The following is a 21,760-nucleotide window of genomic DNA, read 5'->3' on the forward strand; positions in this document are numbered from 1 at the left end:
ATTCAATGAAAATAATTCGTAAAACCATATCAGCCCTTCTGCTTGCCGGGATCGGAATCACTTCTATCCAAGCACAGAACAACTCCCCGCAAGCATGGACATTGCGGCAATGTATCGACTATGCCATCGAGCATAATATAGAGATTCGTCAATCGACCAACAGTGTTGAAGCCAATAAAGTGAGTGTAAACACTAGTAAATGGACACGTCTTCCGAATTTGAGCGGTAGCGCCAGCCAAAACTGGAGTTGGGGACGTACTGCTTCTCCGATAGACAACTCGTATAGTGACATTAACAGTGCCAATACCAGTTTCAGCTTGGGAACCAATGTACCGATATTTACCGGTTTGCAGTTATCCAACCAATATTCACTTGCCAAGTTGGATTTAAAAGCCGCTATAGAAGATTTGAATAAAGCCAAAGAAGACATTGCAATCAATGTCACTTCCGCTTATTTGCAGGTTTTATTCAACCAAGAATTAAGTAAGGTTGCTCATAATCAGGTAAATTTAAGCAAAGACCAGCTAAAGCGTATCCAAGGACTTCACGGAGTAGGTAAAGCATCCCCTTCTGAAGTGGCCGAAGCACAAGCCCGTGTCGCACAGGACGAAATGACTGCTGTACAATCAGACAATACGTACAAGTTGTCATTATTAGACCTCACCCAACTTTTGGAATTACCTACGCCTGAAGGATTCGTGCTCGAAAGTCCTAAGGAAGAACTAGAGTTCGAATCTCTCACCCCACCGGATGATATATATACACAGGCTCTTGCTTACAAACCAAGTATTAAGGCTGCAGAATACCGTTTACAAGGTAGTCTTAATAGCATTCGTATTGCTCAAAGTGCATTCTATCCACAACTCTCTTTCAGCGCCGGTTTGGGTAGCAATTATTATACGGTGAGCGGAAGATCAGAAAACAGCTTCGGCAGTCAGATAAAGAACAACCTAAATAAGTATATAGGATTCAATTTGAGCGTTCCGATCTTTAATCGTTTTTCTACACGAAACCGAGTACGCACCGCTCGTTTACAACAAATAGACTTATCTTTGAGATTGGATAACGCAAAGAAAGTACTCTACAAAGAGATTCAGCAGGCTTGGTATAATGCTCTAGCTGCTGAAAGCAAGTACAACTCCAGTGAAGTGGCAGTGAAAGCCAACGAGGAGTCTTTCCGCCTAATGAGTGAGAAATTCAATAACGGCAAAGCTACCTTTGTAGAATATAATGAAGCCAAACTTAATCTGACGAAAGCTCTTTCGGATAAGTTGCAAGCTAAATACGACTATCTGTTCCGGACTAAAATTCTGGATTTCTACAAAGGACAGATCATTGAATAAAAAGAAATATATTTGAGTTTAGTATAGTAGTTCCTTCAAACATATCCGTTGGTTCATTCGTTATTATAGAAAGAACTAACGGATATGAAGTATTTTATCATCATAGTGATCGTAGTGATTAGTAATACATTTTTAGGAGTTGCTAAACCAATGAAAAATCAAGCAGAAATCTATTTTGCAGGAGGATGCTTCTGGGGAACAGAACATTTCCTGAAACAAATTCGAGGAGTAGAAAGTACTCAAGTAGGATATGCCAACAGTAATGTTGCCAACCCGAGTTATGAACAGGTCTGTTCAGGAAAAACCAATGCTGCGGAAACAGTAAAGGTGGTTTATGATCCTAAAACGGTAGATTTAAATTTGCTGCTCGATCTGTATTTCAAGACAATTGATCCTACCAGCCTCAACCGTCAGGGTAATGACCGGGGAACACAGTATAGAACCGGAATTTATTATGTAGATAAAGAAGATCTTCCTATCATTAACCAGGCTATTAAACTATTGTCTGCACAATATAAGACTCCTATCGCTATAGAAGTAAAGCCATTGACTAATTTCTATCCGGCAGAGACTTACCATCAGGACTATCTGGATAAAAATCCGGGAGGATACTGCCATATCAATCCTGCTTTATTTGAAATGGCACGCAAAGCCAATGCACCGAAAACAAAAGTGTATCAAAAACCGGATGACTCAACCCTCCGCAAGAAACTGTCGGCGGAACAATATGCAGTAACCCAGAAGAATGCCACCGAACCGGCCTTCCACAATGAATACTGGAATGAGCATCGCCCAGGCATTTATGTTGATATTACCACCGGAGAGCCTTTGTTTGTTTCTACCGACAAGTTCGATTCGGGTTGCGGGTGGCCTAGCTTTTCCCAGCCGATTCAAAAAGATATCATCGCAGAGAAGAAAGATACTTCGCATGGCATGATACGTACGGAAGTACGCAGTAAAACCGGAGATGCACATCTGGGACATGTATTCACAGATGGTCCGAAAGAGAAAGGCGGATTACGTTATTGCATCAATAGCGCCTCCCTTCGTTTTATCCCGAAAGAGAAAATGAAAGAGGAAGGTTATGGAGAATATTTGCCGCTCGTTAAATAGGCACCGCACCGGAAAGTAATACAAATCAATATAAGCTGTTTATCAGATAAACAGAACGGTGGATTTCCTCATAGGGCAATCCACCGTTTTTAATGCAGTTAAATTAAGAGAGAGAAGGAGTTTCACAACTCCTAATTTATTTTTATCTGCTGGCAGTCAACAGAGTTGCTTCATTCGTTGCCGGAGTAGCCACGTTCATAGCCCAGTTCACACTAGATTCTTCAATCCATTTATCATTCCATTTATAGTTCATATAAGCTACCGGCATATTAGCGTCGTTCAATTCGTACACGCTCTTTTCAACAGCCGCATCGTAAGCTCTGTGAGAATCATTCCAACGTGCGTATACCAAAGTGATTTCATTAGAAGAATAAGTATAATCAATCTTGAAGTACGGCAGCCATTTGTCAGTGGAAGCATCCCATTTGAAAGCCTCTTTGGTAGCCATTCTCTTTTGATCGTCATAGGTAAAATCATATTTCATGTGGCGATAAAGAGAGCCATCTAATCTGTAAATCACCTTCGATACTACAAGATCACCTACTGTTTCTTCATTAGTAATGAAGTTATTGTTTTGTGCCTTCACTGTTGCATTAGAGATACCTGCAAATACCATAGCAACTAAAACGATCATTCTGAATAATACTGTAGTTTTCATAATTGTATATTTTTTATTTGTTCAACATTCTGTTTTTTGTTCTTCTGTTTATTAGACGGATCAAGTGTCTCAAACGGTTGCAACATTCTGAACTTTTTTCATGTTTCTTCGTTGTCCGCTTGCGACTATAGATATGCAACGAGCGTGCCAAAAAGATAACAAGCTAATAATCAGAAAGATTGCGAAACAGAGTGGTGTACGAAAATGAACAGTTGTACGCTTAGAATCGAACAACCAATTAAAAAAACAGTTTATATACTACGAAACAGAATATTGTCTACCTTTGCATCCGATAAATTATCAAAATCAAACGATGAAAAAGAACAGTAAGAAACATATTCTTCTGCTGTCAGCCAGTGGGGGGCTACTCATCTGTCTCATCAGTATTTATTTAAGTCGCAACGCTCTCTTAAGAAGCATAGTTGACAAACGTACCTCCCATATTGAGCAAACTCACGGGCTACGTATTCATTACGATAATCTGGAAATGAATGGATTGAATGAAATCATCCTCGAAGGTCTCTCTGTTGTACCCGAACAACGAGACACATTACTGACACTCACATCCACTCGTGTCAAACTGAACTTCTGGAAATTACTAAGCAGAAAAATAAAAATACGTTATGTAGCCGCAGACGGAATTACACTTGCATTCACAAAGCGGGATTCCGTCGCCAACTACGATTTTCTTTTTAGAAAGAAACCAGAATATCTCACTCGAACGTCGCCACAAACGGCCCCCCAAACAAATTACGCAGAAAGAATCAACAAAATATTAAATTTATGTTATGGTTTTATGCCCGAAAACGGACAACTAAACAATATCTGTATCACGGAAAGAAAAAACAATAATTTTGTATCTCTCACTCTTCCTTCTTTTATCATTAAAGAAAATCATTTTCAATCCGTCATCACCATACAAGAAGACAGTTTAGCACAGCATTGGATAGCCAATGGTGAACTGCACCAACATTACAACTCATTAAAAGCAACGCTTTATTCATCTGATTCTCTAAAAGTTTCCATACCTTATATAACACGTAGATATGGTGCTAAGATAACCTTTGACACTTTATCGTATAGCCTGACGAAAGAAATAGGGTCTTCCAAACAAGTCTATCTCAAAGGAAAAGCAAGAGTGAACGGGCTGGACGTATTTCATAAAGCCCTCTCTCCTGAAATCATTCATCTCGATCGCGGACAACTCTGTTACGAGATGAACATAAACGGACACTCATTTGAATTGGACAGTACCACCATTGTTGACTTCAACAAACTCCAGTTTCATCCTTATTTACGGGCCGAGAAGGAGAAAGGAAACTGGCATTTCACTGCAGCAGTCAACAAATCCTGGTTTCCGGCAGACGATCTGTTCAGTTCTCTGCCGAAAGGATTATTCAGTAATCTGGAAGGCATCAAGACAAGTGGTGAGCTGGCTTATCATTTTCTGTTAGACATTGATTTTGCGCAACTGGATAGTCTCAAACTGGAATCTGAATTGAAAGAAAAAGATTTCCATATCATAAGCTATGGAGCTACTTCACTCTCCAAAATGTCCGGTGAGTTCATTTACACAGCTTATGAGAATGGAGTGCCGGTACGAACCTTCCCTATCGGCCCTTCATGCAATCACTTTACACCCTTAGACAGCATTTCCCCCATTCTAAGAATGTCTGTCATGCAAAGCGAAGATGGAGCATTCTTTTATCATCGCGGTTTCCTGCCCGATGCCTTACGGGAAGCACTGATTTACGACCTGCAAGTGAAACGCTTTGCACGCGGAGGAAGTACGATCACCATGCAACTGGTAAAGAATGTATTCCTGAACCGTAACAAGAACTTTGCGCGTAAACTGGAAGAAGCATTGATTGTGTGGTTGATAGAGAATGAAAGACTAACTTCCAAAGAACGTATGTACGAAGTATATCTGAATATTGTAGAATGGGGACCACTCGTTTATGGTATTCAGGAAGCGTCTGCTTATTATTTCAAAAAACGCCCTTCGCAACTGACCACGGAAGAAAGTATTTTCCTGGCTTCCATTATCCCGAAACCCAAGCATTTCCGCAGTTCTTTTGCAGAAGGCGGACAATTAAAGGAGAATATGGAAGGTTACTACAAGCTGATTGCAAAACGTCTTGCACAGCAAGGAGTAATAAGTGAAATCGAGGCGGATAGTATCCGCCCCGATATCCAAGTTACGGGCGACGCCCGGAATAGTCTAGCCGGTGAAAAACCGGAGTCTAGTTCTCCTACCGCTGAGGAGCAATGAGATTGATATAAATAATAAAGGAATAGGTTATCTTCTTGAACTGCTGTTTCTTTCAGAAGAACGGGAAGAGCTTTGAGTGCTATTACTTCTCGTACTTCCGGAAGAAGAGCGTCTTTCTGTTTGTCCGCTGGAAACATTGCTCCGGGTAGAGCTACCGCTGCTTCGAGTAGAACTCGAACTACCGCTACTACGGCTAGAGGTAGTACGACTGCTACGGCTGGTAGTATTTTCACTACTGCGACTGGAATTACTACGACTGGAGCTAGAACTGCCACGATTGGAACTAGAACTGCCACGACCGAAGCTACCACGACTGGAAGAACTATTGTTTCTATCAGAACTGTTATTTCTATTATAGGAACCACTACTATCGTTTCGCCTACTTGAACTTTCCCTTGAGCTGCTACTTGTTTTTCCACTTTCACGGTTGGAACCGCTACTTGTCGAACTTCCGCTTGTCGGCCTGCGATTAGAGCTTGAAGAACCGGAACTTGTTTCCGGACGGGGACGAGTAGACGTACCAGGTCGCGTTGTCGTTCCGGGACGAGACGTATCAGGACGAGTAGATGTGCTTGGACGAGACGTTCCGGGACGTGTTGTTGATGAACCCGGACGGGAAGAATTACCCGGACGTGTCGGTGCATTATGCGGACGAGTGGAAGTATTCGGACGGAACCGGACAGAACCGAAGTCCGAACGACGATAAGAGTGATATACTCTCTGATCTCTCACTCGGTGCGGTGCAGAGTAATGGTTGAAATTAGTATATCTTCCCCGATAGTAGCTTGTATGGTGAAAGTGCGGACGATAATGCGCTCCACAATAAGTACGGTAATGATAAGGCACACCAAAATAGAATAAGCTACGGTTCGGGTAATTGATGTACACCCTGAAACTCCATTTCCCTCCGGTAACATAAATCGGCCGATAGAAATACTCGGCACCGAGAAACCGGCGATACTGCGCATCACTCAATACCCAGCGAAGATCGTCGTTACGGATATCCAAAGCTTCATAATAATCATCCAATGCCCATTCGTAACCACGTGCTACGTAATCCATTATATTACGGACAGAATAAATAAAGTCGTAATTAATCTCATACGCATCATTATATTGCTGTGTACTCAAACTCAATTCATACGCCATCTTATCGGTAAGAAAACGTGTCTCCTTACGTACCTTGCTGGTGCTCATTCCAGCCATTACGGTCATATTGGCAGTCAGACCGACCGCAAAGAGTAAAAACAGTATTCGTTTCATCATTTAATCTCCTATCATTTATTATTCCGATAATATTCCTCAATAAACATGCGTAACATATCTCTATAACCGTACAGTTAATAGTATCAACGCCGACCATACCCTATCACAAAATCATTCATCTTGTCCTTGCTGGAAGTAAATGTCAGGGTATTAATCACTGTAAAGAAAGCTTCTTTATCTACAATGCGGGGATACATTATCTTCATAATTTCCATCCGGTCATCGTCAAATGTATAAAGTTTGGTCAGTTGGAGACATTGGGCAGATGTAAAATCAGAACCGGCCAATGCAGCATTAAGCAACTTTATACGATCATCTTTAAAAGGCTCCTTCTTCATCTCATTATAAAACGTTTGAAAGAGCTGATCGTTCATGACCCTGTTGTAACCATATCCCGGGCGGTGTTCTCCTTGTCCCGGACGATGTCCCCCCTGTCCGGGGCGGTCGGGTCTTTCCGGATGCATGTTATCACGTCCGTCTACCCATATCTCTTTCACTCCCCTACCATCGAAATAAACATAGTCTTTATACAATTTTTCTCCTTTCCATACTCGCTCTCCCGGACGGGTAAAGCGGGTGGCATATACTTCAACAGTATAATGTCCGGGATTCAAATTGGCTATAAAGCAGGTAGTAGTAGGCAAACTGATTTGGTTTCCTCCCAAGTAAACAAGTATCGGAGTATTCCCGCCATCGATACGGATTCCGTTAACAGACTGCGCTTGTAAGGAAAGGGCAGCGAACAGGATGCAGAAACTTATTATAATCTTACGCATAACTTATCTAGTTTTTATTATTTATATCTTTAATCTGATACCACAAAAATAGGGTGAGGAAACTCCCCACCCCAATGATTCTCTCTATTCGTATGTAGGGAAATCCCTATTCTGTTTAGGAATCCGCCAAAACAATGCCATCCTCGTGCAAGGTTATCAGACGTTTCTTATACAAGTCGCCCACTCCTTTCTTAAAGGTTTTCTTGCTGACACCAAACGTGTCGTAGATATCTTCCGCAGGACTTTTATCATTCAAGTTAATTCGTCCCCCGTGCTCTTTGATATAGTCTAGCAGCGTTTTCGAAAAATCGTCAATCTTTTCAAAACCGGGTTTCTGAAGAATCAAATCTACTTTACCATCTTCACGCACCTGTTTCACAAAAGCTTTCATTTCCATCCCTGTCTCCAACGGACAGAATATTTCATTTTCATACAACAAACCGCTATACATATCATCTATAATTGCCTTAAAACCTAAGTCCGTCTTCTGCCAGATAAGAATATTCACCTCTGCTCCCGGAGCATATTCCGGCTTTTCTTTCGACAGATAACGTTCCACTTTTGCTGAAGCCACAATACGGTAACTCTCTTCATCCACATGTGCATGAACCACGTATTTCCGTCCAACCTGCATTTTCATCTTCTGCTCACGGAACGGCACAAACAGGTCTTTCATCAATCCCCAGTTCAGGAAAGCTCCGTATTGATTTACCCAGGAGACTTCCAGACAAGCAAACTGTCCGACCTGCACTAACGGGGTTAGTGTCGTAGCAATCAGCCTCTCATCCATATCCAGGTAAAGAAACACATTCAAAAAATCTCCTATCTTACAATCCTCGGGCACATAGCGGGTAGGCAACAAAATCTCACCTTCTTCTCCACCATCGAGATATACGCCGAAATCGACTTCCTTCACGACTTCAAGCTGGTTGAACTTTCCTAATTCGATGCTCATATTCTTATCTATTATATTAATACTTTCAAGGTTTATTACAAAAGTAGTGATTTACTTGAAATACTGCATGTCATTGGGAAAAAATATAAGACGGAACACATAAATACAGAAACTATGAACATTTTTTCTAATGGAAAAACATGAAAGAGACGTAATTTAGCCACCGTTCTCTATATCCCAAGGTAACTTTAAATACTCAACCTAATACAAAATAGAAATGAACAGAAAAAACATCTATCTGGCAGTTTTGCCTGCATTACCCTGGATTCTGACCAATTGTTGCCAAGCTCAAGCAACAGACAATCGTCCGAACATCATCCTTATTTTGGCGGATGACATGGGATACTCAGACATCGGTTGTTATGGTGGAGAAATACAAACGCCGAATTTAGATAAATTAGCGAGCGAGGGATTACGTTATCGACAGTTTTATAACGGAGCAAGAAGTTGCCCGACACGTGCCAGTCTATTAACTGGTCTTTACGCACACCAAGCAGGAATGGGCTGGATGACTACTGCCGACATGCAACGTCCTTCCTACCAGGGATGCCTCAACAACGAATGTGTAACCATTGCTGAAGTTTTAAAAAGTGCAGGTTACAGTACGTATATGAGCGGTAAATGGCACGTCAGTAGCGAAAGAAAAAATTCCGGAGGCGTCCAGGAACATTGGCCCAACCAACGGGGATTTGATGAATTTTATGGTATCGTAGGAGGAGCAGCCAACTATTTCAATATGAAGTATAACCGGAACAATCAACAGTTTCATTCCCCTAAAGACGGCACATTCTATTTTACGCATGCAATCAGTGACAGTGCCGCAGTATTCATCAAACAGCATTCATTCGAAGAAAACCCTTTGTTTCTTTATTTGGCATATACTGCACCACACTGGCCACTTCAAGCTCTACAAAAAGACATAGACAAATATGTGGATATCTACAAAGCAGGATGGGATCAACTACGTGAGACCCGTTTCCAACGCCAGAAAAAAATGGGACTCTTTTCTCCAGACGTGCAAATGTCTCCACGCGATGAAGCTGTTCCGGCTTGGGATAGCCTTTCAAAGGAAGAACAAAAAGAATTTGCCATGCGCATGGCTATTTATGCAGCCCAAATTGATGCAATGGATCAAGGAGTGGGACGTGTTGTAGAAGAACTGCGTAAAAAGGGGCAACTGGACAATACAATTATTATGTTCCTAAGTGATAATGGAGCCTGTGCTGAATTTATCAGTAGCGGAAAACGAAAGGCAGTAGACGGTAAGGAAGATACTTTCGAAAGTTACCGCAGAAATTGGGCGAATGTAAGCAGCACGCCTTACAAAGAATATAAACACCATACCAATGAGGGTGGAATCGCGACCCCTCTAATTGTTCATTATCCAAAAGGAATCTCCCCAAAGCTCGATAACTCATTCGTTAATGAATACGGACATATCATAGATATCATGGCCACATGCGTAGATTTCGGTAAAGCATCCTATCCTACCACATATAAAGGACATACCATTGTTCCGATGCAAGGAGTCAGTCTCCGACCTAATTTCATCGGAAAAAACACAAAACGCGGAAAAACATTCTGGGAGCATGAAGCCAATATTGCTGTAAGAGAGGGAAAATGGAAGATAGTCACCAAAGTGATCGAAGGGCAATCATTTGACGAAAACGCCATTCACTTATATGACATGAACGCGGACCCGACAGAGCTAAATGATCTTGCGACCACCTATCCTCAAAAAAAGAATGAATTATACACAGCCTGGAAAGAATGGGCCGACAAAGTAGAGGCACTCCCGCTGGATACACGTTCTTATGGAGAACGTCGACGTGATTACAAACGTCGGTGTATAAACGGACAATTCGATGATAACTTTGGCGACTGGAAGTATGGTGCTACCAACACAGCAGAAATCTATTTTTCTATAGACAGCGCCCATACAATCAGTGGAGACAAAACAGCCCGTATCGATATCAAAAAAAGTGGAGACAAACCGGCAAATGGATTTCTGAAATGGATGTTCAATGCCAAAGCCGGAGAAAAGGTCTCCATTAGATTCAAAGTACAAGCAGAAAAAAAGACCCCAATTATATTCCGATTGGAGAGAGAGCAGAACCTGGCTACAAAGCTCATTGATGCCCCCCTTTCTCTTACTACTGATGTCCGTACTTTCGAATTCAAAGATATTCCAATCAAGGAGAATGGAAATTATCAGCTGGTATTTTATGTAGGAAAATCAAATGGAGTAATCTGGATAGATGATGTTGAACTAGACATAAAATAAAAGTAGAATACGGCTATATAGGGTCTGTGGACAGGTAAAAACACATAATTCCTATTTTTAGATAGATTTTTTCTACTTGTCATTTACACCAGAACCTATCTTTGGAAAATAAAATGACCAGACATATAAATCAATAAAATATGAAAAACTATTTAGTAAGCCTTGCACTGGCGGCTGGATGCACAGCCAGCATGTATGCACAACAAACTGAGAAACCGAACTTGGTATTATTTATAGCCGACGACTGTTCGTTTTATGATCTTGGATGTTATGGAAGCCCGGATTCCAAAACACCCAACATCGACCGCTTTGCAACACAAGGAATACGCCTCACGAAAACATACCAGGCTGTTCCAATGTCTTCTCCCACTCGTCATAACTTATATACAGGCGTATGGCCTGTAAGAAGTGGAGCATTCCCCAACCATACCCGCGCCAATGAAGGAACTTTGAGTGTAGTTCAACAACTTCATCCTCAAGGTTACAAAGTAGCTTTAGTAGGAAAATCACATGTGGCTCCCGACTCGGTATTTCCATTCGATCTTTACGCACCGACACTGCAAGGAGGGGATATTGATTTCGACGCTATCCGCAAATTCATCTCCGAGTGCAAAGATAAACATGAACCATACTGCTTACTAGTAGCTTCCCGTCAACCCCATACTCCCTGGAATAAAGGGGATGCTTCCCAATTTGATGCAGATAAACTAACTGTTGCACCAATGTATGTAGATATACCTGAAACACGCAGAATGTTGACGCACTACCTGGCTGAGATTAACTATATGGATAATGAGTTCGGCACCTTGTTATCTATCCTTGACCAGCAAAAAGAGACTGACAAATCAGTAGTAGTATATTTAAGTGAACAGGGAAACAGCCTGCCATTTGCCAAATGGACCTGTTATGATGCAGGTGTACATTCTGCTTGCATCGTTCGCTGGCCCGGCGTGATAAAACCTCATTCAGAAAGTGACGCATTGGTAGAATATGTGGATATAGTTCCCACTTTCATTGATATCGCAGGAGGAAAACCGATTGCTCCGGTAGATGGAAAAAGTTTCAAAAACGTATTGACTGGCAAAGAAAAGACACACAAACAATATACTTTCTCGCTGCAGACAACCAGAGGTATTTACAAAGGTTCTCCATATTATGGCATCCGCTCCGTATCAGACGGACGATACCGCTACATCGTGAATCTTACTCCGGAAGCCAAATTCCAGAATACAGAAGTCTTTTCTCCTTTATTCAAACAATGGGAAGCGAAAGGAGAGACCGATAAACATGCCTGGGAAATGACACACAAATATCAATATCGTCCGGCTATCGAATTATATGATGTGGAGAAAGATCCCTATTGTATGAAGAACCTGGCAGATGATCCCAACTATAAAACAAAAATCAACGAACTGGATAAACAGCTGAAAGGCTGGATGAAATATTGTGGAGATGAAGGGCAAGAGACGGAAATGGATGCATTGAACCATTTGGCTAGCAATCTACAAAAGGATACTACAACCAAAGAGAAGAAAAACAATCAATCAACCAAAGGCAAGAAAAAAAGAAACAAAAAGCATTAATATCAGGATATAGCATAAGACAATGATTATTATCGGGCAACATGCCATTGCTTTCACCATTCGCAATGGTATGTATGAGCCTATACATTATCTTATTCACATATAAACAACCCAATAAAATAATACTATATGGAAAAATCATTAATTAGCCTGTGTTTATTAAGCGGCTTGTCAATAGGCAATAGCTTTGCCCAAACACCTTCCAAACCCAATATTTTATTAATAGTAGCTGATGACTGTGCGTACTATGATATTGGATGTTTTGGGGCTGTAAACAATAAAACACCCAACATAGATGCATTAGCCCGTCAGGGAATTAAATTCAACTGTGCATATAATTCTGTATCTATGAGTACGCCAACCCGTCATTGCCTTTATACAGGAATGTATCCGATGCATCATGGTGGTTACGCAAACCATAGCCGTGTAAACGACGACGTGAAGTCTCTTCCAAGCTATTTGGGAGAACTAGGTTATCGAGTTGGATTAGCAGGAAAATGGCATATCAATCCTTTAGCTAATTTCCCATTTGAAGAAGTTTCAGGATTTCCAAAAGGGTGTACGAGTCCCAAAACAGACTATACTACAGATGGAATCAAAGAATTTATGGGACGTGAAACCTTGCAGCCTTTCTGTCTGGTTCTAGCTTCTATTAACCCTCATGTCCCTTGGACAGGTGGCGACGCCTCCGTTTTTGACCGGAAAAAGCTTCAACTACCTCCACATTTTGTGGATACCGAAGCAACACGCGAATATTACGCTAGATATTTAGCAGAAATAGGACTGCTGGATCAACAAGTAGGAGATGCCATGAAGATTTTGAAGGACAAAGATTTGCTTAAAAATACCCTTATCTTTTTCATATCCGAACAAGGCCCACAGTTCGCGGGAGCCAAATGGACCAACTGGAGTGCAGGTGTAAAGTCAGCGATGCTTGCTTCTTGGAAAGGGGTTATCCGACCGGGGACGGAAACTTCTGCAATCGTGCAATATGAGGATATTCTTCCCACCTTCATTGAAATCGCAGGTGGCAATGTACCTGATGTTATAGATGGAAAAAGCCTCGTAAATATATTACAAGGCAAAACAGAAAAACATCATAAATATGCTTATCATGTTCACAATAATATCCCGGAAGGTCCAGCTTATCCTATCCGCTCCATTTCAGATGGGAAATATCGTTTAATCTGGAACTTAACTCCAGAAGCAACATACATAGAGAAGCATATTGAAAAGAATGAATGGCATGTCTCCTGGAAAACTCAAGACACAGAACAGGCCCGGAGAATATTGAAGCGTTATCAACATCGCCCCGAGTATGAATTGTATGACATAACGAAAGATCCATTTGAACTTGATAATCTTGCAGATAAAATAGAGTACAAACAGAAGAAAGCGGAACTCATTCGAGAATTAGAAAGCTGGATGAAACAACAAAAAGATACAGGGATAGACAAAGATGTACCACGTACACCTAATAAAAAGAGAGCCCAAAATCCCTCTGCCGCTTAACTAAAGCTGTATCTAAATAATCACACAGCAAAATTTATGATTAATAAATAATTAGTACGGATGGATGCAAAATGTATTCATCCGTTAGAAATCCTTTGATTAATTTGTTAACTATATCCTTAATATCATGAACAACATTAAGTTTAAACGATGTCTATGGCTGGTAATCATATTCTTATTATGTCAGTCAGGATATGCACAGCAAGCTATAACAGTACGAGCCAAAGTTGTAGACAGTAGTGACAACCGTCCTTTAATTGGGGCTACTGTAAGTGTCAGAGGGACTTCCCAAGGTGTAATAACTGATCTTGACGGATTCTTCCAGTTAAAAGTTCTTCCTCATCACAAATTAGTTATATCCTATGTAGGGTACAGGAAACTGATTATTGATGCCAAAGAAGCTAAAAAAGCAGGTACAATAGTCTTGTCGAGTGACAGTGAAGAGTTAGACGAAATTATTGTTGTGGGTTATGGTATCCAGAAAAAAGCATCCACAGTAGCATCTATCTCAACAACTAAAGGAGACGACTTATTGCAAGGAGGAAGCCTCAACAGTGTATCAGAAGCTTTGCAAGGAAAACTAAACGGTGTAGTAGCAATCAATTCCAGCGGAATGCCCGGAGAAAATTCCGCCAGCATCTTCATCCGTGGTAAAGCATCCTGGAACGGAACCTCTCCTCTCGTATTGGTAGATGGAATCGAACGTAACATGAATGATGTAGACTTCAATGAAATCGAATCCATTTCCGTTTTAAAAGATGCGTCTGCAACCGCTGTATATGGTGTCAGAGGAGCTAACGGAGTTATCTTACTGACCACCAAACGCGGTTCCAAACAAAAGGCTAAGATAACCTTCACAGCAAACCTTGGATTCAAGCAGATGACAACCAAATTGGATTGGGCAGATTACATCACCTCCATGAAAACATATAACGAAGCACTGGCCAATGATAACAATTGGGACAAACAAATTCCAACCTCGACCATCCAGGCATGGGAACAAGCATACGCCACAGGCAATTATGGCCCATACAATGATGCTTTTCCAGAAGTGGATTGGTTTGATGAGATAACTAAAGATTTCGGTTTTTCTCAAAACTATAATGTCAACGTCCAAGGAGGAATGGAAAAAATGGATTATTTTATCTCATTAGGTTATCAATATGATGGAGGTAACTATAATATAGACAAACAAGCTGATTTTGATCCACGTTATTACTACCGCCGTTATAACTGGCGCGCGAATTTCGACTTTAAGCTGACAAACACCACCACTTTCTCTGCTAATGTAGCAGGTAATATGGGATACCGGAACAAACCGAGCGGAGGAACCAACTTCGCAAAAACATTTCAGGCCCCCAATAATACATTTCCTATTAAATACAGTGACGGATATTGGGGAGATATTTCAGAATCAGGCTATAATCTTATAGCCAATATGAACACCAAAGGGCAGAATATGCTTAAAAAATTTCAAGGATGGTACGATTTTATATTGAAACAAGATTTATCTTTCGTCACGAAAGGATTATCAGCCAAAGCACGTGTATCTTATAATCAATTTATGAGTACAGAATCAAAAATCATAGTAGGGTTAGTCCAAGGAATAAACGGTGCATTTGCAGAAAAGAACTCCTCTATAAGATATTATCGTGAATATGATTATGCGAATCCTATTTATAACGAAGACGGAAGCATCTCCTATCCACTAAAACAAAACAAACGGTTTCCAAGTGAATATCAAGATGATGAAAGATATCCTGTTAATTCGAATTACGATGCATTGAATGATGTAGGAAGGCGTTTATATTACGAATTTGCATTAGAATACAATCGCCAGTTCGGGGCACATAAGATATCGGCACTAGCCTTAATGAACAGGCAGATCATAGAAAACAAAGGAAAAGAGAATGTAATGCAGTTTCCCTCCTATACGGAAGACTGGGTGGGTCGCGTCACTTACAACTGGAAAGAACGCTATCTGGGCGAAGTAAATATGGCCTATACCGGATCTGAAAAGTTTGCTCCCGGTCATCGTTTTGGCTTCTTCCCTTCTTTCTCTTTAGGATGGAGAATTTCAGAAGAACCGTTCATCAAGAAAAAATTCGGAAGTGTGCTTACCAATATGAAAGTCAGATATTCTTATGGCCAGGTAGGTAGCGACGCAGGCGCTCCTCGTTTCAATTACATTCAGATCTATAATCAAGCTAATAACGTCCAGTTCGGAGATTCACAAAATGTTGGTTTCGGTCCAACTTTCAAAGAAGGTACGATGGCAGACCCATTATCCACATGGGAAGTTGCCACCAAGCAAAACTTAGGACTAGAACTTAGTCTATGGAATAAGCTATCCATGAGTATAGACTTGTTTAATGAGCGTCGTACCGGAATTTTAATGGCTCCCCGCACCACACTGGCATGGTATGGTATCGGTCTGCCTTCTTTGAATATGGGAGAAACAAAAAATCATGGATTCGAACTGGATTTAGGATGGCATAATAAAATTGGTAAAAATTGGCGTTATTCCATGAATTACAGCTTATCGATGAATGAAAACCGCATTGTGTTTAGAGATGACCCTTCAGACTTGGAAAGTCATCTGAAGGAAGCCGGCAAACCCATCGACTGGCAAGCCCGCTTTCTGGCAGTCGGCAATTATGAAACAATCGATGATGTGTTTAATCATGCACAAACGGCAATAGGACAAGCTTCTCCTCAAAAAGTAATTCCGGGAGATCTAGTTTATATTGATTACAATGGTGACGGAATACTCAATATAAACGACAAAGCCGCTGTTTCACAAATGAATTATCCACAGACTACCATGTCACTTAATTTAGGACTGGAATACAAAGGCTGGGGCTTGAATGCTATGATTTACGCTCCTCTAGGTGTTTATAAATTGCAATTCGACCAATATTTATGGGACTTTCCCGAAAGTAACATCAAAGCACAACCGGATGTATTAAACCATTGGACTCCGGAAAAAGCAAATACCAATAAAGTTATGCGCCCCGCACTTCATCTGGACAGAGGACATAATTCGGTACAAAGTACTTACTCTTATGCTAATCACTCATATGTCAGATTGAAACATCTGGAATTAAGTTACAAATTCCCCAAGAAACTATTGAAGCCATTAAGTATAACAGCATGCCAGTTCTATATCAAGGGGAATAACTTACTTACATTTTCTAACGTAGATAATCGCGTAGATCCTGAAACAGGAGGTGCGGATACTTATCCGATCGTACGCACTTATACCGTAGGAACACGCATCACATTCTAATATTCAATAAAACTAATTAACCATGAAACGATTCAAAATATTCCTTATATCAATCGTATTGCTGACAATCGGAAGTTCTTGTGAAGATTTTCTGGATAAATCGCCGGATATGGGATTGTCTGACAAAGACGTATATAAAAGTTATGAGACGATCAGAGGATTTCTGGATATTTGTTTTACAGAATTAGAACAAATATTCGGAGATGACAATAACTCTGACGGTTGTCCGCACGTCGGATGCTTTTCGGACGAAATGGTAATGATATTCAATAAATCAACAGTATTAACGCTAAACTCCGGAAACTGGCTAAGAGCTAAACAAGACGAAACATTCGAACTTGGAGTAAAAGGTCCAACTAGTATTCATTCGGCATATAAAGCCATTCGAATTGCCAATCTGGTACTCGCAAACTACACAAAAGTTCCGGGAATGACTGAAGAACAAACAAATGAAATTTTGGGACAGGCACACTTTTATAGAGCATGGTTCTATTTTCAGTTACTCAAACGTTATGGAGGTATGCCTATCTTCGACCATCCATTCCTCGAGAATGGAGAGGAAAAGATTCCTCGCGTCACTTACCATGAATCTCACCAATGGATGATGGAAGATATTGAAGCTGCCATATCCATGCTACCGGAAACATGGGACGACAGCAATACCGGACGTCCTTCCAGAATAGCTGCCATGGCTTTCAAATCAATGGCACAACTATATGATGCCAGTCCGCTCATGCAGAATGATTTAAATTCTACTGAAATAAAAGAATACGATAAAGAAAGAGCTAAATTGGCGGCCCAATCAGCCATGAAGGTAATAACCTATATCAATACGCACCCGGATCAATATCGTCTGATGGATCAAAGTGAATATAAGGATATATTTTATTTTACCTTTCCACCAAGTCACCAGCCCGAACACGTTTGGTATAACCGCGCTCCTATGGCAGGAGGACTCACCACTGTGAAATCATTATGGCTCTACGCAGATCTGGCAGGAGGAACACAAGTGGCAGCCTCCACATATAACGCCCCTACACAAAACATGGTAGACTTATTCGAGAAAAAAGGAAAGGATGGAAATTATTATCCGATCGAAGATTCAAGAGCAGCCTATGACAATCAAAAGCCATGGACAGACCGCGATCCCAGATTAAAGAATAATATTTTAGTACCCGGTGAAGAATGGGGAAAGAATAGCAGTAGCAAACCTCTGTACATCACAACATTTGAAGGAGGAAAAGCTTCTGAAGACATGAAAACTTTGAAAAACATCAACAACCGTCAACAAACAGGATACTTATGTAAGAAGTTTCTATGGCCTGAAGCAAATCGTTATACAGCCCAATGGGATAAATATCGTGTCATCACACCATATATCCGTGTAGCGCAAGTCTATCTGGATTTCGCCGAAGCCTCATTTGAAGCAACAGGAAGTGCGACACAAAAAGTGGAAGAATGCGACTTATCTGCTGAAGATGCATTAAATATTGTTCGCAAACGTGCCGGCATCACAGCTCTTACACAAGACCGGGTTACTGATCCTGACTTATTCAGAGAAGCACTACGCAAAGAGAGAGCTGTCGAATTAATGTTTGAGAATCATCGTTGGTGGGACATCAGACGTTGGATGATCGCCCATGAGCTGTTCAACCAAACGTATCCGATTAAAGGAATCAAAGCGACTCCCGTCGATCCCAAAGTGGCCATAAATAAAATGAAGTTCACCTATACAATAGTGGATGTAACTCCTGAAGTCAGAAATTTTGCGATGCGCAACTATTGGTATCCATTCCCCAAAACAGATGTGGCAAGTAGTAACGGCACACTCCAACAAAATCCGGGATGGTAATTTATTCATTTAAAATTTGTATCACATGAAAAAACATATATTATATAAATGGACTATACTTGCAGCGGGAGTCCTTATTCTCTATCCGGGTGTAGCGACGGCTCAATCTTTGCACGAAGAGGTACTTGCTACCGATACAGCTATCATCGAACGGTTAGATGGAGGAATAACATCACAAAAAGAATTCGTGGGAGCTGCCAATTATATACCTGTTGAAGAATTAAGAAGTTTTCCGGATTTGAACGTCGTCAACGCTCTACAGGGAAAAGCACCGGGACTCATAGCAAGATGGGGAGACGGAGGCTTAGGCTTCAACACATCCAACTTGTTTATACGCGGTCAACACACCAATGGAAACAGTCAGGCTATTGTCATCATTGACGGAATAGAACGATCTTTAGATGACCTTTTGGTAGAGGAAATCGAATCTATAGAAGTCCTGAAAGATGCTGTAGCCAAAGTTTTATATGGTCCGGCGGCTGCAAACGGAATTATCAAAGTAACAACCAAGAAAGGAAAGATCGGGAAACGAAAGATACGTACCACCGTAGAGGGAGGAATCATGCACGTAACCCGCACACCGAAATACCTCGACTCTTACAATTATGCCACGCTATACAACGAAGCACGGGCAAATGACGGTCTGGCTCCCATCTACCAACCCGGACAATTGGAAGGATATAAGAACAGCACCGGTGTTAATGATTTATTATACCCTAATGTAGATTATATGAATGAATTTACACGCAAACAAAGTTTCTACCGAAAAGCTACCGTCGAGTTTATTGGAGGAAGCAGAAATATGAAATATGCGATGGTAGCCGGATATACCGGGGCAAACGGCCTGGAGAAACTTGGAGAAAGACAAAACTTGAATCGTCTGAACCTTCGAGGTAATTTGGAAATTCGAATCACCGATTATATGCGTGTCAAAGCCGGTGTAGGAGCACGATTGGAAATTAAGGATTGGGGAAGCAAAGACGGAACAGGCATCTATAATGCTATTTCCACCAATCGTCCCAATGAATATCCGTTCACTATAGCTCCGGAAAACATCGGTATGCCTCCCGCAGAAGACGGAGTTCCTTATTTCGGAACCAGTGACCGTTTTTCTGATAATCTATATGCAGATGTCGTATATGGCGGTAATTCATCAGAGCGATATATGTCCAGCCAAGCTGATTTAGGATTAGATCTGGATTTTAATAAATATATAAAAGGATTGACAGCAGAAGCATATCTCACTTTCGATAATTATAACGTCACCAGACAATCCTTATCAAAAGTATATGCCACTTATGATATACGTCCGTATAAAGACGAAACAGGCAACGAACAGATACAATTCACGCAAAAACGGAAACAGAATCTACCGAAAGACTATTCCATCTCTAACAATAGCGTGAAACGGACATCCGGTTGGAGAACCAATATATCCTATAATCGGGCATTCGGTATTCATGATCTAGGAGCAACCATCGCATATCGTTATTACAAAACGGAACGACAAGGGCAAAATCAAGATATCATTGACGCCAGTTACTCTCTTCGACTGAATTATGGATACGACAAACGGTATTTGGCAGAAACAGCGTTGGTTTATATGGGGTCCAACAAATTTATGGATGACCACAAGTACTTCTTCTCACCCACAGTCGGCATCGGCTGGGTGCTTTCCAATGAACAGTTTATGAAGAACATCGAAACAATTAACTTTTTAAAACTGAAAGCAAGTTTTGGAGTACTAGGTTATGCAGGAAATACCGGTTATAGTCTATATCAAACTACCTGGAAAGAGAATGGGACGGTAGGTTTGGGTGAACAGAATAAGAACAACTCCTATATCACCTCCCTAATCCGTTATGGAAATCCGAATTTAAAATGGGAAAAATCGGCGGAACTGAATATAGGTATTGAAGGCCGCCTTTTACAGAACCGTTTACGGGGTGAAATTAATTACTTTCACGAAAGGCGTTGGGATATTATAGGAACAAATTCGAGCCACTATACAGATATGATAGGAGATTATCTATATGCAGAAAATAGGGCCGAAGTAAAGAATCAAGGAGTAGAAGCATCTATCAGTTGGTTTGACAGCCCAATAAAGGATTTCTCGTATGAAGTCGGCTTAAACCTGACCTTTTCCAAAAACAAACTGATTAAAGCGGATGAACTGGACAACATAGAAGACTACCGTAAGAAAATCGGGCAACCTACCGATCACATTTTCGGTTTACAGGCAGAAGGATTATTCGGTAAAGATATTCCTTTGAATGGTCACGCACCCCAAAGCTTCGGTCCTTATCAGAACGGGGACATAGCCTATGCCGATCTAAACGGAGACGAGATTATCGATAGCCGTGACGAAACGATAGTCGGTAATAACTTTCCTCGAATTTCATGGGGAATAGATGTAGATTTACACTACAGAAATTGGGGGCTCTATATACAGGGAGTAGCCGAAACCGGAGTAGACAAACTCCTATCGAACACTTACTATTGGAACACCGGTTTAGGAAAGTATTCAGATAGGGTGCTCGACCGCTATCACGAAACGCAGAATCCTCAAGGCAGTTATCCCCGTTTGACCTCCACTGACGGAAAGAACAGCTTCCGCAATTCCAGCTATTGGGTAAGAAACAGTGCCTTTTTCCGTTTGAAAAACATTGAATTGAGCTATACTTTCAAATTCAAGAAGAAAAACATAGCCCAGAATCTGAAATTATTTGCACGAGGAGCCAATTTATTTGTCATTTCCGGTTTCAAAGACATGGACCCGGAACGTCCGGATGCAGGTATTACCAATTACCCGGTACTCGCAACTTACACAGGAGGGCTTTCTGTTACTTTCTAAAAA

At 41.1% G+C, this 21,760-nt stretch carries 13 protein-coding genes; 9 read left to right on the top strand and 4 right to left on the bottom strand.

Annotated features, from left to right (window positions below; all coding sequences use genetic code 11):
• The first annotated feature begins 5 nt into the window (after positions 1 to 5).
• Positions 6 to 1,343 carry a TolC family protein gene (locus HMPREF9009_RS00585; RefSeq protein ID WP_008644982.1) on the top strand — a complete coding sequence of 446 codons (1,338 nt, stop codon included), beginning with the start codon at positions 6 to 8 and terminating at the stop codon, positions 1,341 to 1,343.
• Positions 1,344 to 1,427: 84 nt separating this feature from the next.
• Positions 1,428 to 2,456, top strand: coding sequence for a peptide-methionine (R)-S-oxide reductase MsrB (gene msrB / locus HMPREF9009_RS00590; protein WP_049701176.1), 1,029 nt, complete (start codon positions 1,428 to 1,430; stop codon positions 2,454 to 2,456).
• A 142-nt stretch (positions 2,457 to 2,598) separates the two neighbouring features.
• On the opposite strand, the gene HMPREF9009_RS00595 is transcribed toward msrB, so the two are convergent.
• A complete protein-coding gene (locus HMPREF9009_RS00595) occupies positions 2,599 to 3,114 on the bottom strand; it encodes a DUF3836 domain-containing protein (protein ID WP_009040190.1) in 516 nt (171 codons plus the stop codon).
• A gap of 313 nt (positions 3,115 to 3,427) precedes the next feature.
• Between HMPREF9009_RS00595 and HMPREF9009_RS00600 the strand changes: the two genes are divergently transcribed.
• Positions 3,428 to 5,386 (top strand): biosynthetic peptidoglycan transglycosylase, encoded by a 1,959-nt coding sequence (locus tag HMPREF9009_RS00600; RefSeq protein ID WP_049701177.1) that lies wholly within the window; start codon positions 3,428 to 3,430, stop codon positions 5,384 to 5,386.
• A 27-nt stretch (positions 5,387 to 5,413) separates the two neighbouring features.
• Here HMPREF9009_RS00600 and HMPREF9009_RS00605 read toward each other — a convergent pair whose 3' ends face one another.
• The 3 genes from HMPREF9009_RS00605 to HMPREF9009_RS00615 form a co-directional block, all read right to left on the bottom strand.
• Entirely contained in the window at positions 5,414 to 6,649 is a 1,236-nt protein-coding gene (locus HMPREF9009_RS00605) for a hypothetical protein (RefSeq protein WP_049702186.1), read from the bottom strand.
• Positions 6,650 to 6,735: 86 nt separating this feature from the next.
• Entirely contained in the window at positions 6,736 to 7,428 is a 693-nt protein-coding gene (locus HMPREF9009_RS00610) for a DUF4476 domain-containing protein (RefSeq protein WP_004314989.1), read from the bottom strand.
• Positions 7,429 to 7,543: 115 nt separating this feature from the next.
• Entirely contained in the window at positions 7,544 to 8,383 is an 840-nt protein-coding gene (locus tag HMPREF9009_RS00615) for a CvfB family protein (protein WP_004314988.1), read from the bottom strand.
• 217 nt (positions 8,384 to 8,600) lie between these two features.
• Between HMPREF9009_RS00615 and HMPREF9009_RS00620 the strand changes: the two genes are divergently transcribed.
• The 6 genes from HMPREF9009_RS00620 to HMPREF9009_RS00645 all read left to right on the top strand — a co-directional run bounded on the left by HMPREF9009_RS00620 (position 8,601) and on the right by HMPREF9009_RS00645 (position 21,757).
• Positions 8,601 to 10,667, top strand: coding sequence for an arylsulfatase (locus HMPREF9009_RS00620; RefSeq protein ID WP_049701178.1), 2,067 nt, complete (start codon positions 8,601 to 8,603; stop codon positions 10,665 to 10,667).
• Between the two features lie 140 nt (positions 10,668 to 10,807).
• Positions 10,808 to 12,250: a sulfatase family protein gene (locus tag HMPREF9009_RS00625; RefSeq protein WP_049701179.1), complete on the top strand. Its 1,443-nt coding sequence runs from the start codon at positions 10,808 to 10,810 to the stop codon at positions 12,248 to 12,250.
• A gap of 129 nt (positions 12,251 to 12,379) precedes the next feature.
• A complete protein-coding gene (locus tag HMPREF9009_RS00630) occupies positions 12,380 to 13,762 on the top strand; it encodes a sulfatase family protein (protein ID WP_049701180.1) in 1,383 nt (460 codons plus the stop codon).
• Between the two features lie 127 nt (positions 13,763 to 13,889).
• Entirely contained in the window at positions 13,890 to 17,051 is a 3,162-nt protein-coding gene (locus HMPREF9009_RS00635; RefSeq protein WP_053095295.1) for a SusC/RagA family TonB-linked outer membrane protein, read from the top strand.
• A 22-nt stretch (positions 17,052 to 17,073) separates the two neighbouring features.
• Positions 17,074 to 18,903, top strand: coding sequence for a RagB/SusD family nutrient uptake outer membrane protein (locus HMPREF9009_RS00640; RefSeq protein WP_049701181.1), 1,830 nt, complete (start codon positions 17,074 to 17,076; stop codon positions 18,901 to 18,903).
• Between the two features lie 25 nt (positions 18,904 to 18,928).
• Positions 18,929 to 21,757 carry a SusC/RagA family TonB-linked outer membrane protein gene (locus tag HMPREF9009_RS00645; protein WP_049701182.1) on the top strand — a complete coding sequence of 943 codons (2,829 nt, stop codon included), beginning with the start codon at positions 18,929 to 18,931 and terminating at the stop codon, positions 21,755 to 21,757.
• Positions 21,758 to 21,760: the final 3 nt, after the last annotated feature.

This window comes from Bacteroides sp. 3_1_13 (assembly GCF_001185845.1).
Taxonomy (GTDB): domain Bacteria; phylum Bacteroidota; class Bacteroidia; order Bacteroidales; family Bacteroidaceae; genus Bacteroides; species Bacteroides xylanisolvens.